The sequence below is a fragment of the Halomonas sp. BC04 genome (assembly GCF_000568385.1).
Genome location: NZ_AZQX01000274.1, coordinates 1 through 15,185, shown reverse-complemented (window position 1 = coordinate 15,185; position 15,185 = coordinate 1). Strand labels below are relative to the sequence as shown.

16 protein-coding genes and 2 pseudogenes are annotated in these 15,185 nt (G+C 63.7%); 13 read left to right on the top strand and 5 right to left on the bottom strand.

Annotation, left to right across the window (positions count from 1 at the left end):
- From truD to Q427_RS30430, 11 genes and pseudogenes are all read left to right on the top strand, one after another.
- Positions 1–533, top strand: a 533-nt coding sequence (truD, locus tag Q427_RS18810; protein ID WP_043516631.1) for a tRNA pseudouridine(13) synthase TruD, incomplete at its 5' end; no start/stop codon positions are given.
- A gap of 37 nt (positions 534–570) precedes the next feature.
- Positions 571–1,317 carry a 5'/3'-nucleotidase SurE gene (gene surE / locus Q427_RS18805; protein WP_043516629.1) on the top strand — a complete coding sequence of 249 codons (747 nt, stop codon included), beginning with the start codon at positions 571–573 and terminating at the stop codon, positions 1,315–1,317.
- The gene (locus Q427_RS18800; protein WP_043516628.1) at positions 1,304–1,984 is read left to right on the top strand and encodes a protein-L-isoaspartate(D-aspartate) O-methyltransferase; all 681 of its coding nucleotides are present in this window, start codon (positions 1,304–1,306) and stop codon (positions 1,982–1,984) included. Before surE ends, Q427_RS18800 begins: the two co-directional genes overlap by 14 nt.
- Complete coding sequence (locus Q427_RS18795; protein WP_043516627.1) at positions 1,981–2,967, top strand: DUF368 domain-containing protein; 987 nt, start codon at positions 1,981–1,983, stop codon at positions 2,965–2,967. The genes Q427_RS18800 and Q427_RS18795 overlap by 4 nt, the downstream gene beginning before the upstream one ends.
- Positions 2,960–3,370: a M23 family metallopeptidase gene (locus Q427_RS36420; RefSeq protein WP_331280664.1), complete on the top strand. Its 411-nt coding sequence runs from the start codon at positions 2,960–2,962 to the stop codon at positions 3,368–3,370. Before Q427_RS18795 ends, Q427_RS36420 begins: the two co-directional genes overlap by 8 nt.
- Entirely contained in the window at positions 3,367–4,008 is a 642-nt protein-coding gene (locus tag Q427_RS36415) for a peptidoglycan DD-metalloendopeptidase family protein (protein WP_331280663.1), read from the top strand. The genes Q427_RS36420 and Q427_RS36415 overlap by 4 nt, the downstream gene beginning before the upstream one ends.
- A gap of 141 nt (positions 4,009–4,149) precedes the next feature.
- Complete coding sequence (gene rpoS, locus Q427_RS18785; protein WP_442905532.1) at positions 4,150–5,139, top strand: RNA polymerase sigma factor RpoS; 990 nt, start codon at positions 4,150–4,152, stop codon at positions 5,137–5,139.
- 160 nt (positions 5,140–5,299) lie between these two features.
- Positions 5,300–6,751, top strand: a complete 1,452-nt coding sequence (locus tag Q427_RS18780) for a TolC family outer membrane protein (protein ID WP_043516626.1) — start codon at positions 5,300–5,302, stop codon at positions 6,749–6,751.
- Positions 6,752–6,883: 132 nt separating this feature from the next.
- Positions 6,884–8,016 (top strand): annotated as a pseudogene (gene alr / locus Q427_RS18775) (alanine racemase).
- An 84-nt stretch (positions 8,017–8,100) separates the two neighbouring features.
- On the top strand, positions 8,101–9,015 hold the full coding sequence (gene lpxL / locus Q427_RS18770; protein ID WP_043516625.1) for an LpxL/LpxP family Kdo(2)-lipid IV(A) lauroyl/palmitoleoyl acyltransferase: 915 nt from the start codon (positions 8,101–8,103) through the stop codon (positions 9,013–9,015).
- 155 nt (positions 9,016–9,170) lie between these two features.
- Positions 9,171–9,329, top strand: coding sequence for a DUF1328 domain-containing protein (locus Q427_RS30430; protein ID WP_043516624.1), 159 nt, complete (start codon positions 9,171–9,173; stop codon positions 9,327–9,329).
- Between the two features lie 111 nt (positions 9,330–9,440).
- Here the strand turns inward: Q427_RS30430 and ettA are convergent, their stop codons facing one another.
- From ettA to Q427_RS18745, 4 genes and pseudogenes are all read right to left on the bottom strand, one after another.
- Positions 9,441–11,102, bottom strand: a complete 1,662-nt coding sequence (ettA, locus tag Q427_RS18760) for an energy-dependent translational throttle protein EttA (protein ID WP_043516623.1) — start codon at positions 11,100–11,102, stop codon at positions 9,441–9,443.
- A gap of 107 nt (positions 11,103–11,209) precedes the next feature.
- The gene (locus Q427_RS18755) at positions 11,210–11,422 is read right to left on the bottom strand and encodes a PA3496 family putative envelope integrity protein (RefSeq protein ID WP_043516622.1); all 213 of its coding nucleotides are present in this window, start codon (positions 11,420–11,422) and stop codon (positions 11,210–11,212) included.
- 191 nt (positions 11,423–11,613) lie between these two features.
- The gene (locus Q427_RS18750) at positions 11,614–12,048 is read right to left on the bottom strand and encodes a PAS domain S-box protein (RefSeq protein WP_043516621.1); all 435 of its coding nucleotides are present in this window, start codon (positions 12,046–12,048) and stop codon (positions 11,614–11,616) included.
- Between the two features lie 106 nt (positions 12,049–12,154).
- Positions 12,155–13,470: pseudogene (locus Q427_RS18745) on the bottom strand (MFS transporter).
- Positions 13,471–13,526: 56 nt separating this feature from the next.
- Between Q427_RS18745 and Q427_RS18740 the strand changes: the two are divergent.
- On the top strand, positions 13,527–13,796 hold the full coding sequence (locus tag Q427_RS18740; protein ID WP_043516620.1) for a SelT/SelW/SelH family protein: 270 nt from the start codon (positions 13,527–13,529) through the stop codon (positions 13,794–13,796).
- Positions 13,793–14,713 carry a DMT family transporter gene (locus Q427_RS18735; protein ID WP_043516619.1) on the top strand — a complete coding sequence of 307 codons (921 nt, stop codon included), beginning with the start codon at positions 13,793–13,795 and terminating at the stop codon, positions 14,711–14,713. Before Q427_RS18740 ends, Q427_RS18735 begins: the two co-directional genes overlap by 4 nt.
- Here the strand turns inward: Q427_RS18735 and Q427_RS29180 are convergent.
- Complete coding sequence (locus Q427_RS29180) at positions 14,702–15,037, bottom strand: type II toxin-antitoxin system RelE/ParE family toxin (RefSeq protein ID WP_051496521.1); 336 nt, start codon at positions 15,035–15,037, stop codon at positions 14,702–14,704. The two genes, Q427_RS18735 and Q427_RS29180, sit on opposite strands and share 12 nt — an antisense overlap.
- Between the last annotated feature and the right edge of the window lie 148 nt (positions 15,038–15,185).

Here is a 15,185-nt window from a genome sequence, read left to right as displayed (position 1 = left end):
ACCTGGCACGGGCGCAGGCGGTGCTGGCCCGCGGCTGGCGCAAGCGGGACGATCGGGAGGGTATGATGCTCTCCACCGCGCGCAGCTATCTGTTCAACGAGCTGCTGGCCATGCGCCAGCGCGATGGAAACTGGGATCGATTGCTGCCAGGGGAGGTGGCGATGCTCGACGGTACCGCCAGCCAGTTCGCCATCGAGGCCATCGATGATGAACTCGTCGAGCGAGCGGCTCGCCTCGACCTGCATCCCAGCGGGGTGCTGTGGGGCGTCGGCGTATCGGCTACCTCCGGGAGTGCGGCGGAATACGAAGAGCGACTGCGCGAACACCATGGTCCGCTCTGCGATGGCCTGGAGCGCGCCGGTGTGAAGCTGGCCCGACGGCCACTGCGCATGCGCCTGGGCGACCCCCGCCTGACCCACGAAGCGACGAGCCTGCAGCTCGATTTCACGCTGCCCCGCGGCAGTTTTGCCACGGCGGTACTGCGCGAGCTGATCGAGCACCCGACACTGGGTGCGACACCGGTGCTCGCTTGACGGAACCGAGCCCCCTAGGAGAGATGAGGCTATACCGATGCGCAGACTCTTGCTATCCAACGACGACGGCGTACATGCTCCTGGCCTGCGTGCGCTCTACGACGCGCTGGACGCGCACGCCCGCCTGCGCGTCGTGGCGCCCGACCGCGACCGCAGCGGTGCCAGCAACTCCTTGACCCTGAACCGGCCGCTGTCGCTGACGGCGTTGGACAACGGTTTTCACTGTGTCGACGGCACGCCGGCAGATTGCGTCTACCTGGGCGTCAATGCCTTGTGGGACGAGAAGCCCGACCTGGTCATCTCGGGGATCAATCATGGTGGCAACCTGGGCGACGACGTACTCTATTCGGGCACCGTGGCGGCGGCCATGGAGGGGCGCAACCTGGGCATGCCGGCCATCGCCATGTCCCTGGTGGGCTCTCGCCACTTCAATACCGCCGGCAGGGTGGCGGCGAGCCTGGTGGGCGCGGCGGACCAGCTGTCGTTGCCGCCCCGCAGCCTGCTCAATGTCAACGTGCCGGATCTCCCCTGGGATGAAATCCAGGGCTTTCGCGTGACCCGCATGGGGTATCGCGGACCCGCCGAGCAGCCCATGGAAGTTCGCGACCCCCGTGGCCGGCTGCGGTACTGGATTGCAGCCGTCGGCCGGAATGCCGATGATGGGCCGGATACCGACTTTGCCGCCGTCGAGGCGGGCTATGTGTCGATCACGCCGCTGCAGACCGACCTGACGCGTCATGCGGCCATCGAGGACGTGCAAGGCTGGCTGGATGCATTCACCTGAACAACTGCCCGAGCTGCTGCGCGGGGTCGGCATGACATCGCAGCGGACCCGAGATCGGATGGCGTCGCGCCTGGCCGATCAGGGTATCGAGGACGAGCGTGTGCTCAAGGCCATGGCCAGTGAGCCGCGCCACCTGTTTCTCGATGAGGCGCTGTCGCACCGTGCCTATGAGGACACCTCGCTGCCGATTGGGCTGGGCCAGACGCTGTCCCAGCCCTGGATGGTGGCGCGGATGACCGAGCTTGTGCTGAGTGAGTCCCCCCGACGCGTGCTGGAGATCGGCACCGGCTCGGGCTACCAAACGTTGATACTCGCGCGGCTGGTGCCGGAACTCTGGTCCGTCGAACGAATCAATGCCTTGCATCATCGAGCCGCAGCGCGACTGCGTCTGCTCAAGGCGTACAACGTTCGACTGCGCTTGGCGGATGGGGGGCATGGCTGGTCCGAAGCGGCCCCCTTCGATGTCATACTGCTGACCGCCTGTGCCCATGAGCTGCCGGACGTGCTGGTGTCCCAGCTCGCCGATGGCGGCGTAATGATTCTGCCGCTGGCCGATGCCGGGGGAGAGCAATGGCTGACCCGGGTGCGTCGCGTCGGCAACCGACAAGAAGTCCAGCGGCTCGAGAAAGTTCGTTTCGTGCCGCTGCTGCAAGGAGTGATTCGTTGAAGCGTCAATTCAGTGTGTTCCTCAAGGGCGCCGGCATGGGGGCGGCGGATGCCGTGCCCGGGGTTTCGGGCGGCACCATTGCCTTTGTCACCGGCATCTATGAGGAGCTGATCCATACCATCAAGCAGTTCGGCCCCAGTGCCTTCATTGCCTGGCGTCGAGGCGGGCTTGCCATGCTGGCCGCCCATCTCAACCTGGCGTTTGCGATTCCACTGCTACTGGGCATCGCTGGCAGCCTGGTCACTGTGGCTCACCTGGTGGTGTGGCTGATGGAGGAGCATCCGCTGCTGCTCAATGGCTTCTTCTTCGGGCTGGTGGCGGCCTCGGCCATCGTGGTGAGTCGGCACCCTGCCGACTGGAGGCTGTGGCATCTGCTGCCCCTTGTCGTTGGGCTGTTGCTGGCCCATGCGCTGCCTTCGCTGATGCCTGTCATCACCCTGCTGGGCAGCGAATCATTGATGCTGATCGTCGGCGGCGCCATTGCCATCAGCGCACTACTGCTGCCCGGGGTTTCCGGCAGTTTCCTGCTCCTGACCATGGGGCTCTACGGTACCGTTATGGAGGGGATTCGCGGCTTCGACCTGCAGCTGCTGTCGATCTTCGCGGTGGGCTGCCTGATCGGCCTGTTCGGTTTCTCGCGCCTGTTGTCCTGGCTGCTGCGACATCACCGCACCGCCACCTTGCAACTCTTGATCGGTTTCATCGTCGGCTCGCTGCCGGTGTTATGGCCCTGGCGGGAGCTGGTACGCTACCAGCTCGGTCCGCAAGGGCAGATGATACCCCTTGATTACCGCTACCTGACCCCCGCTGACTACGCCAACCTGACCGGTGACCCCGGGCTGATGCTGCCGGTGCTGGCCACGATGCTGGCCGGCGCCGTGCTGGTGTTGGCCCTGGCTGGCTACCACCGTGCAAGTGCTTCCGGCAAGGTGGCGACCGGTCCTAAAACTGCGCCTGAGAAGGAGGATGGCTCCAATGCGTAAGGTATTTCTGGTGTCCGCCGTCGCCCTGGCGATGACCGGCTGTGCCGTTCAGCAGGAGCACTCCGCTCCCCAGGTTCGCGACCTCTCCGTGAGTCGCGAGCGTGCCCCTGCCAGCCAATACACCGTGGAAGCCGGCGATACCCTCTACGGTATTGCCTGGCGACATGACATGGACTATCGCGATCTGGCGCGCCTCAACCAGATCAGCCCCCCTACCGGATCGAGCCAGGACAGCAGCTGCGGCTGGACGAAAATGGTGCCGCCCGCCCCGCCAGCGAAGCACCGCGCGAGCAGCGCGATGCGGAGGTCGCCACGGCCACTGCCCTGGGCGGTGCCGACGAGGCTCGTGATACCGACTGGCTGCTGCCCGATGACGAGGCCATCGAGCGCAGTCGGCGCTTGACCGCTGAACCGCTGGAAAGCGGTGAACCCAGTCCCAGCCAGGCGGTGGTGGAGAGCGCTGACCAGGTTGCCGAGGCACCGGCGCCTGCAGAGCCTGAGCCAGAGCCGGAGCGGCAACCCGAGCCTGCTGCAGAGCCGGAAGTGGCCGAGGCCCCTGCACCCGAACCCGAGCCAGCCAGAGCCGCCGAGCCGGATGCCGGAACCGAAGTGGCGGGTGCATCGGAACAACAGCCCGAGCGAGAAGGTCGAAGCTACACGCCGGTGGAAGAGGTCGACTGGCAGTGGCCGGCAGATGGCGCCCTGGTCGGTCGTTTCGGTGAAGGGGGGAGTATCACCGCGGGCATTGATATCGACGGGCAAAAGGGGCAACCTGTCAGAGCAGCCGGGCCGGGTATTGTGGTCTATGCGGGCAGCGGCGTGAGAGGTTACGGCAACCTCATCCTGCTCAAGCATAATGATCAATATCTTAGCGCCTACGCCCACAACGACAGCCTCAGGGTAAGCGAGAACGATGTGGTCGAGGCCGGTGAAGTCATTGCCACCATGGGCGATAGCGACGCGGAGAGTGTCAGGCTGCATTTCGAGGTGCGCAAGGATGGCCAACCTCAGGACCCCCTGAAGTACCTGCCGGAGCGATAGGTCGTCTATCAGGCCATCTGCCGGGCAGTACGGCGGCGTGACAGCGCCGCCGTGAATCACATAATAACAGCGCAACGCGTGCCGAAAGATGATGTCAGGTGTATTCCGGCACCTCAGGACGAAACCACGGGGTAGCAACCGATGAGCATGCTTGAACGGGACCTTCAGGACGTGAATCTAGAGGATGTCACCGAGGCCGAGCAGGAGCTTGGAGCCAGTGAAACCAATGAAGACAGTGTCGTCAGGGAAGAGGATGCGTTCGAAAAGGCGCTGAATCGCGAGGACAAGCACTATCATCACAGCCTCGATGCCACCCAGATCTATCTCAACGAAATCGGCTTTTCCCCGCTCCTGACGCCTGAAGAGGAGGTCTATTACGGCCGCCTTGCCCAGAAAGGCGACCCAGCCGGCCGGTCGAGGATGATCGAATCCAATTTGCGACTGGTGGTCAAGATCGCCCGGCGCTATCTCAACCGGGGCCTGACCCTGCTCGACCTGATCGAGGAGGGCAATCTCGGGCTGATCCGTGCCGTCGAGAAATTCGATCCCGAGCGTGGCTTCCGTTTTTCCACCTATGCCACCTGGTGGATTCGCCAGACCATCGAGCGGGCGCTGATGAACCAGACGCGCACCATTCGCCTGCCGATCCATGTGGTCAAGGAACTCAATATCTATCTGCGGGCGGCCCGCGAGTTGACCCAGAAACTCGACCATGAGGCCACCGCCGAGGAGATCGCCGAGCACCTGGACAAGCCGGTTGAGGCGGTCAAGAAGATGATGGGGCTCAATGAGCGCGTCTCGTCCGTGGACTACCCGATGGGGGGCGAGAGCGACAAGCCGTTGATCGAGACCATTGCCGATGACAACGAGCAGGGCCCCGAGTCGTCCCTGGTGGACGTCGACGTCAAGCAGCATGTCGACGACTGGTTGGCGGAACTGACCGAAAAGCAGACGGAGGTGGTGATTCGTCGCTTCGGGCTTCGCGGGCATGAGGCCGCCACGCTGGAAGAGGTCGGTGACGAAATCGGCTTGACCCGGGAGCGGGTCCGCCAGATACAGGTAGAGGCACTCAAGAAGCTGCGCCGGGTACTGGAGAAGCAGGGTCTGTCGATGGACAGCATCTTCGAATAGCACCGCATCCAGGGAAGGGGCCGTTGACTCGCAGCACTGTCATGGGCCCTCCGCCCTAATGGGCTTTCCACCCAGCCGGATAATACGGGTGCTCTAGAACGCATCATCGTCGCGCCTTGCGGGTACCGGGCGCGTCTTGTCGTAAAGGGAACAATCGACCATGTCTCGCCCCGCCCCATCACGTTGCTTTCGCAAGCGCTTGATTGCCGCCTTTATCACGCTCTCAATGGCCGGCAGCGCGCAAGGCGCCGACCTGTGGACCATCGCCCAGGACGCCCTCGACAACGATGCCGAGCTCGCCTCGGCTCGTGCCGGTTTTCTTGCCACCGAGGCCGCTCGTGACGTTCAGCGAGGCACTCTCCTGCCGCAGATTTCGGTCGGGGCCAATGTCAGCCATTCGCGCATCTATTCCAGCTCCACCCAAGTCCAGCAGCCTTCGCAGGGACAGCCGGGCGAGTCGGTTCCACAGGATGACACCATCAACAGCGTCGGGTTGAGCCTGGACGCCGAGCAGGCGCTCTATGATCCGACCCGGCAGGCCCAGCTTGCCCGGGCCGAACGCGAGATCGACCGCGATGCCGTGTCGTTGGATGTTGCTCGACAGCAGCTGCTTTTCACGGTGGCTGATGCCTACTTCGAGATTCTGCGCGCCCACGATATCCTGAGCGCCCGGCGCGCTCAGGAGACGGCCATCAGTCGTCAACTGGAGCAGGCCCGCGAACGTTTCGAAGTGGGATTGATCGCCATTACCGACGTCCATGAGGCCCAGGCCTCCTTCGACCTGGCGCGCGCTCAGCGCATCGCGGCGGAAAGCGCCATGCAGGTCAGCTTCGAGGCGCTGGAGCGCCTGACCGGACATCGCTATGACAGCATCAATGCCCTGGACGACGATATCCCCATCGTACCGCCCGAGCCGGGTGATCGCGAGGACTGGGTAACGCTTGCCATGGACAACAGTCCGATGGTGCTGATGGCACAGGCGGGTATTGAAGTGGCCAGGAGCCAGGTCGATATCTCCCGGGCCGGCCAGCGCCCGGTAGTCTCGGCCTTTGCCACCTATGGCTGGTCCGACAGCGATCGTACCGGAACGAACCACAGCTCCGAGAGCCAGGTCGGGCTACGCGCCAGCGTGCCGCTCTATACAGGCGGTTCGACGGAGGCCCAGATACGCCAGAGTGGCTTTGCCCTGGAGGTCAGCCAGTACGACTTCGAGGCGCAGCGCCGCGACACCATCCAGCAGGTACGCTCGCTGTTTACCCGGGTCAACAATGACGTGGAGACGGTCGAGGCGCGCCACCAGGCGATCGTGTCCAACCAGAGTGCCCTGGAGGCGACACGTTCTGGCTACGAGGTGGGTACGCGCAATATCGTCGATGTACTCAATGCCGAGCAGAGCCTGTTCAACGCCATCGCCGATCATGCGGAAGCCCGCTATGACTATGTGCTGGGCCTGCTGCAGTTACAGCTGCAGGCGGGACTGCTGGGAGCGGAGTCCATCCAGGCCGTCAATGCCTGGCTCTCGGAGGAGGAGAGTGTCTCTCTGGAGCTGCCGGACGAGGCTAACGATAACCCGGTAATGAACATCGGGGAGCGCCCCAGATATCCTTCATGAAAAATGATGGAAATTCGTAGTAATTTTGAATAATTTTCCCAAGAGCCACTGAGTATTCGGTGGTTCTTTTCGTGTATAGGCTGGTGATATAGAAGATAATCCGGCGTCACTGCTTTCCGTGCGGAGGTTATCATGGCGAGGCCCCTGGTCGCCGATATCGATCTTGACGCCCTGCGTCACAACTACCGTCTGGCTCGCGAGCTGGCACCCCAAAGCCAGGCGTTGGCCGTGATCAAGGCCGATGCCTACGGCCATGGCGCCGTGGCGTGTGCCCGCGCCTTGGAGTCGCTCCCTGCGGACCAGTGCCCGCCGGCCTTCGCCGTGGCTTGCCTGGAAGAGGCCGAGCTCCTTCGCCAGGGCGGGGTGGTGGCGCCGATCGTACTGCTGGAGGGGATTTTCGAGGCCGCCGAGCTGGCTCGTGTCGAGGCGCTCGATCTTTGGGTGGCGGTTCACAGCGAGTGGCAGGTCAATGCCCTGCTGGCATACCGTCCGGCCAAGCCGATACCGGTATGGCTAAAGGTCGATTCCGGCATGCATCGCCTGGGTTTCACTCCCGAAGCGGCTACCGAAGCCTGGGAGTGCCTTGCACAGCGTCCCGACTCTGTCACCGCGGTTCAGCTGATGAGCCACTTCGCCACCGCCGACGCCGTGGACGCCGCCTATTTTCGCCAGCAGCTCGCCTGCATGCGAGAGCTGGCTCAGCGCCTCGGTGCGCCACTGTGCCTGGCCAACTCACCGGCTACCCTGCCTGGCCCGAGTCGCATGGACCTGGGTGCGGCCGGGGGTGGATGCTCTACGGCAGCGATCCCCTGGAAGTTGCCAGTCATGTGACGAGGCGCCTGAAACCGGTCATGACGCTGCGTTCGCAGATAATCGCCCTGCGTGACTTGGAGGCCGGCGAAGCCGTCGGTTATGCGGGCCGCTGGCGCGCGCCTCGGCCGTCGCGTATCGCGGTGGTGGCCTGCGGCTATGGTGACGGCTATGACCGCCATGCCGTGGATGGCACGCCGGTGCTGGTGGCGGGGCAGCCGGCCAGCATTGCCGGCAAGGTTTCCATGGACATGCTCACCGTGGACGTCACCGACATTGCCGGAGCCGACATCGGCACCGAGGTAGTGCTCTGGGGGCGTGCCGCGAACGGTCGGGTGCTGTCGGTGGATGCGGTGGCGCGCCATTGCGACACCATCAGCTACACCCTGCTGACCGGCATGCTGCCCAGGGTGCCCCGCCGGTATCACGGCCTTGGCAGTGAAGACGGGCAATGACAGCGTTGGTGTCGATGCATCCAGGCGGCTTCAGTGACTGCAGGGGGCGCGGTATGATGCGCCTTTTGATCGAGCGGAGCTTGCATGTCCAAGCGTAACTGGCCCTCATCCTTCGCCCACCCGCGCTTCTGGCCCGCCTGGCTGGCGATCGGCTTCATGTGGGCGGGTGCCTGGCTGCCGTGGCGGGTGAAGCTTGCCCTGGGAAAGGGTATCGGCTTGCTGGTCTGGCGCCTGGTTCCCCGGCGCCGACACATCGTCGATACCAACCTGCGCCTCTGTTTTCCTGAATGGAGTGACGAGCAGCGCCGCCAGCGGGTCCGCGAGACCTTCATCGCCAACGGCATCGGGATTCTCGAGACGGCAACCGCCTGGTGTCGCGACCCCCGGCACATGCGCCACCGGGTTACCTACAAGAATCGCCATCACTTGGATGCCGCCCGTGCTCGTGGCAAGGGTGTGCTGGTGGTGGGTATCCACTTCTCGACCCTGGACCTTGGCGGGGCGCTGCATTCGCTCTACTTCCCGGCCGATGCCGTCTATCGTCCGCACAACAACCCCTTGTTCGATCGCTTCATGACCGGCGCCCGCCGTCACATCTTCGGCGAGGCCATCGACCGCCGCGACCTGCGTGGCGTGGTGCGTCGCATCAAGGCGGGGCACATCGTCTGGTACTCCCCCGATCAGGATTTCGGCCGCGATGTCAGTGTCTTCGCGCCATTCTTCGGCATCGAGACGGCTTCCATTCGGCTGACTGCCAAGATCGCCCGGATGACCGGCGCCCCGGTGGTGCCGTTGATGTTCCACCGCAACCCGGATAACCGGACCTACACGATTGAGTGTCATCCCCCGCTGGAAGTCTTCCCCAGCGGTGATGAAGTGCAGGATGCAACCCAGGTGAACGCCTTTATCGAAGGGGCCATTCGCAAGTATCCCGAGCAGTATCTGTGGCTGCACCGCCGTTTCAAGACCCGTCCCGCGGGAGAGCCTGGCTTCTATTGAGGCAGGTGGGAGAGGAGGGCGGCGCCCGGTGTCTGTTACACGGGCTGACGGGCGGTAACTTGACGGTTCCGTCAACTGACGCAAGGCTTAGGGCACCCAAAGGGATTTTTGGCGCTAATTTTTCGGCGCCAGGAGACGACCAAGGAGGTCACTATATGCTCGGCAACGCCATGTTGTTCCTGATCATTGCCATCATCGCAGGTGTTCTCGGTTTTACCGGCATCGCCGGTGCGGCCACCACCATCGCCCAGATACTGTTCTTCCTGTTTCTGGTGCTCTTCATCGTCTCGCTGATCACCGGCAGACGGCCCTGACGGATGACATCGGAGAAGCCCGATGACACGAGGCCTCGCCATTCGGCGAGGCCTCGTTGTTTACCGTCGATGCAGGCCGACTATCGATGCTAGTACGGCATCGATCCAGGGTCAGGCATCGATACGCTTGTACTTCATGCGATGAGGCGTATCGTTACCGACCCGCTTGCGGTGATCCAGCTCGTAGTCGGTGTAGTTGCCCTCGAAGAAGACCACCTGGGAGTCGCCCTCGAAGGCGAGCACATGGGTGGCGATACGGTCGAGGAACCAGCGATCGTGGGAGATCACCATGGCGCAGCCCGGGAAGGCGAGCAGGGCTTCCTCCAGGGCACGCAAAGTCTCGATATCCAGATCGTTGGACGGTTCGTCGAGCAGCAGCACGTTGGCACCCTGCTTGAGGGTCTGGGCCAGCTGCAGGCGACCGCGCTCCCCGCCGGAGAGGTCCTTGAGGAACTTCTGCTGATCGTTGCCCTTGAAGTTGAAGCGCCCGACATAGGCCCGCGAGGAGACCTCGTAGCCGTTGATGTTGAGCATGTCCTGGCCGTCGGACACCGCTTCCCATACCGTCTGCTTGTCGTCCAGCGCATCGCGCAGCTGTTCGACGTAGGCGATCTCGACGGTATCGCCGACGACCACTTCGCCGCCATCGGGCTGCTCCTTGCCGTCGATCAGCTTGAACAGGGTCGACTTGCCGGCGCCGTTGCCGCCGACGATGCCCACGATGGCGCCCTTGGGCACGGTGAAGTTCAAGTCCTCGTAGAGGAGCTTGTCGTCGAAGCGCTTCGAGACGCCGTGGAATTCGATGACCTTGTCGCCCAGGCGCGGGCCCGGCGGAATATAGATCTCGTTGGTCTCGTTACGCTTCTGGAAGTCGCCCGACTGCATCTCCTCGAAGCGATTGAGACGTGCCTTGCTCTTGGCCTGGCGGCCCTTGGCGTTGCTGCGCACCCACTCCAGCTCGTGCCTGATCGCCTTCTGGCGGGAGGCTTCCTGCTTGGCTTCCTGCTCGAGACGCTTCTCCTTCGATTCCAGCCACTGGGAGTAGTTGCCCTCGAAGGGGATGCCCTGGCCACGGTCGAGCTCGAGAATCCAGCCGGCCACGTTGTCGAGGAAATAACGGTCGTGGGTGATGGCCACCACGGTACCCGAATAGTCGTGGAGGAAGCGCTCCAGCCAGGCTACGGATTCCGCGTCCAGGTGGTTGGTGGGTTCGTCGAGCAGCAGCATGTCGGGGCTGGCCAGCAGCAGCCGGCACAGTGCCACGCGGCGGCGCTCGCCCCCGGAGAGGTTGCCCACCCTGGCATCCCAGGGTGGCAGGCGGAGCGCATCGGCGGCCACTTCCAGCTTGCGCTCCAGGTTGTGGGCATCGGCGGCTTCGATGATGTTCTCGAGTCGTGCCTGCTCACTGGCCAGAGCGTCGAAGTCGGCATCCGGCTCGGCGTAGGCGGCGTAAACGGCATCGAGCTTGGCCTGGGCATCCTGGATCTCACCCAGGGCTTCTTCCACGGTCTCGCGAACGTTCTTCTCGTCGTCGAGTTCCGGTTCCTGGGGCAAGTAGCCGATGTTGATGCCGGGCATGGGGCGCGCTTCGCCTTCATGCTCCTTGTCGACGCCGGCCATGATGCGCAGCAGCGTCGATTTACCGGACCCATTGAGGCCCAGCACGCCGATCTTGGCGCCCGGGAAGAAGGAGAGCGAGATGTCCTTGAGAATCTGTTTCTTGGGGGGTACGACCTTGCCCACCCGATTCATGGTGTAGACGTATTGCGCCATGGAATTCCACTGGGTTGAGGGTTTCAGTGGTCACGATGATAGTGGCCGGACAGGGTAAAGGCCAGCATTGCGCCGGCCTTTGCCCCCAAGGGTGGTCAGTGGCGGGGCTATTCGTCCTCTTCGTCGTCGAGCAGCATCCAGTCGTCCTCGATGGCGCGCTTCAATCGACGCTCTTCCAGCAGGGCCTCGACGCGGCGGCGGGCGCGCAGGGTCTCGTGTCGGCTGGAGGCTCGGGGGCGGGTATAGTCGTCATCGTTGACGGCTTCGAGGAACTCCTGCTCATCCTCATGAGACTCGTTGATCAGGGATTCTTGGCTCATGCGACATCCTCCATGGCCCGATGACGACCGAGTCGGCGGTCGAAACATCACAAGCATTCGCTTCGCGTCCGAAGCGACGGACCGGAAGCGCCATGGGCGCCGATACGTCGGCCCCTGACGGCTATATATATCCGTCAGGCGACTAGAGCAAGCCCTGATCGATCTTTTTTTGACCTGGCTCGGGCGTTGCCTCAGGAGAGGCCGTATTCGGCCTTCAGTCGCTCCAGTTCCATCTGGGTCTCGACACGCTCGGTGACGTCCTTCTGCACGCCGATGTAGTAGGTGAGCTTGTCCTCTTCATCGTACAGGGGCGTGATCGACAGCTCATTCCAGAACAGGGTGCCGTCCTTGCGATAGTTGCGCAGCACTTCGCGACAGGGGCGCCCTTCCTGGAGGGCCTTGCGAATGTTCTCAAGGCCAGGCTGGTCACGATCCTCTTGCTGAAGGAAGCGGCAGTCTCGATAGAGAATCTCGTCTGCGCTGTAGCCGGTGAGTCGTTCGAAGCCCTTGTTGACATAGATCAGGATGTTCTCGTCGCCCTCCTGCTCGGCAACGACGATGCCGTCCACCGAGGCATCGACGATGCGCTCGAGCAGTTCCGGGCTGATCATTGGGGATCGTTTCATACAAGGCGTTCCTGTCTCGGGTCCTGGCTATCGGCTAGCCGACAACGGCTCATTTCGTGGATATATCATGGCCAGCCTGCGGCGCGTTGACAATCTTTACCCGCGGTTACCACTCCACATCGGGCAGCTTGCTGGCGCTGAACGCCGCTGCCAGTGCCATGGCGGCAAGAAATACCAGCAGCCAGGTGGTGCCCAGCCACTGGGCGAGGGCACCCACCAGGCCGCCTGTCAGCAGCATCAGTGCACCGGTGATGGTGTTGGAGAGGGCCACATAGAGTGCGCGCCGCTCCTCTCCGGCCATGTCGACGATATAGGTCTTGCGCCCCAGGCGGACGCCGGCATGCACGATCACCAGCAGGGCATAGACCAGGGCGTAGGGCCACACCGTGCTCGTCCAGGCGCCGGGGAGCCAGGCGAAACTGGCGCCCAGCAGGCAGCAGGCCGCCGCTCCCAGGCCGGTATCGCGCATCACCGTGCGGCTGGACGCATCGGAGCGCTTGCCCCAGACGGGACTTGCCAGCATCCCGGCAACGCCGGATACCACGATGAGGATGCCCAATCCGCCAAGCTCGGTGCCGCTCTGCTGTTGGCCCAGCAGCGCCACATAGGGTAGCGCCAGCGCACTGGCAAGCAGCAGCGCCCGGGAGATGTTGAAGTGCAGGAAATCCCGGTCATCGCGCAGCAGGCGTAGACCCAGCTTGATGCTGTCCCAGGCATTCTCCCCGCCCGCAACGGCCCCAGGTGTTTCGCGAAGGCTCACTGCGCACAGGCATTTAGCCCCCAGCCGAGTGCCGCCACGCCGAGCAGCGCGGCCAGCGCCAGCTCGCCGGGGCGATCCTCGAACAGGATCAGCACCAGTCCCGCCGCCAGGGTCACGGCGCCGGCCACGCTGCCGCTCCAGCCCATCAGGGTGCCACGACGGCCCTTGGCGATGGTCTTGCCCAGCACGTCCTTGGTGGCAATCGACGAGAGCCCCCGGGCCAGCGACAGGGACACCAGAACGACCAGGACCATGGCACCGCCAATGGCACCGCTGCCGAACAGGGCGAGCAGGGCCAGCAATGCTGCGGCCAGGGCCTGCAGCGCCCCGCCGGCCGCCCAGGCCCACTTGCGCTCCGGCTGAAGGCGAATGAAGCCGGCCACGAACAGCTGTGGCAGCAGGGCGCCCGACTCACGGATCGGCACCAGCAGGCCCACCATCCACAGGGGCGCGCCGATCACACCGAGCAGCCAGGGCAGTACCAGGCGAGCGCTGGAGAGCTCGTCGGCCAGCTTGTTGCCCAGGGAGGCGAACAGGTGCAGGAAGAAGTTGTGCGGCTGTTCGTCACATGCCTCGTCGGGAATGTCACGACACATCCGGCTGTCCTCGTCGCCGGTCAGCCACTCGTAGAGGCGGGACTGACTGATCTCGCGTTCAGCCATGCGGGCTCCTCGGCTGTTATCATCGGGACCATCATTGTTGCGACAGGGAGGCCGGCATGTCACGTATTCGCATCCACTACTGCACTCAGTGCCAATGGCTGCTGCGCAGCGCCTGGCTGGCCCAGGAGCTGCTTTCCACCTTCGGCGAGGACCTCGAGGAGGTGGCCCTGGTGCCGTCCCACGGTGGCTATTTCGAGATATTCTTCGACGACGACTCGCTCTGGGAGCGCAAGCGCGACGGCGGTTTTCCCGACAGCAAGCAGCTCAAGCAGCGGGTCCGGGATCGGCTCGACCCGGGACGCGATCTCGGGCATATCGATCGATGAGGTCGGCGGACACGAACCAGGATCGGCAGGCGATACTGCTCGGTCTTGGCGCCGTGGCGCTATGGTCCACGGTGGCCACGGCGTTCAAGATAGCACTTACCTACATGTCGCCGCTGGAGCTGATCTGGCTCGCCTCGCTGGTTTCCTGGGCGCTGATCGGCGTGCTGATGGTGCGTCAGGGCCGGCTGGGTCAGGCGCTGTCCCAGGGGTGGCGAACCGCCGCCTGGGCCGGTCTGATGAATCCGGTGGCTTACTATCTTCTGCTGTTCGGCGCCTACGACCGGCTGCCGGGCCAGGAGGCCATGGCGCTCAACTATACCTGGGCGCTGGCCATGGCCCTCCTGGCGGTGCCGATTCTCGGGCAGCGTCTGACCCGGGTCGATATCCTGGCCGGCCTGATCGCCTACGCCGGTGTCTGGGTCATCGCGACGCGGGGAGCGGTCCTCGATGTCGCCTTCGCCGATCCTCTCGGGGTGGTCATGGCCCTGGCGTCGACGCTGCTCTGGGCGCTCTACTGGTTGCTCAACGCCCGCGATCACCGCCCGCCGCTGGTGGCACAGTGGCAGAACTTCACCGTCGCGCTGCCGGTGCTCAGCCTGCTGATGCTGCTTGGCCCCGGTTTCTCCTGGCTCGGCTGGAAGGGGCTGGCCGCAGGCGTCTATGTGGGGCTGTTCGAGATGGGGGTCGCCTTCGTGCTGTGGCAGCTGGCGGTGCACCGGGTGTCGCGGACCGCCAGGGTGTCCAACCTGATCTTCCTTTCGCCGCCCGTTTCGCTGCTGCTGCTGTTCCTGGTGGTCGGCGAACCGATCCTGCCCTCCACCCTGGTGGGGCTGGTATTGATACTTGGCGGGCTCGGGCTTCAGCAGTGGCAGAAGAGCCCGGTGAAGCGTCGCGATAGGGGGGCTTCAGTACATTAACTGGTACTCGAACAGTAGCTGCTTGAAGTCCTGACGTTGGTGAGCGAACAAGTACACGGAGACCTGCTCCTGTTCGGGCCACAGGCGATAGACGATGCGATAACCGTCGATCAGCAACTCTCGATAGTGGCCAATGCCGAGCTCAAGGGCTAACCGACACACAGGATAGGTATGGGGCTGAGTTGAAAGGCGCTCGACCGTTGTGGCGATGAGGTTCAAGGAAATGGCCTCTACCCTGTCCAATGGGAGGCCCAGTTTGTCGAGCAAGAAGTTTTCGCAGGTTTCGAGCGAGGCGTCAGCCGTCTCTTCTATCGTTACTTTCACTTACGGGGTAGCGCCATCGTTTCGCCGCGTCTGCTGGCGTGGCGGGCCCTGACTTTTTCCAGGAATGCATCTGCCGACATTGATCGGCCTTCTTCACGACTCTTTTCGCCTAGATTCAGCAGCTTGAGCAGAGCGATGGCCTGCTCTC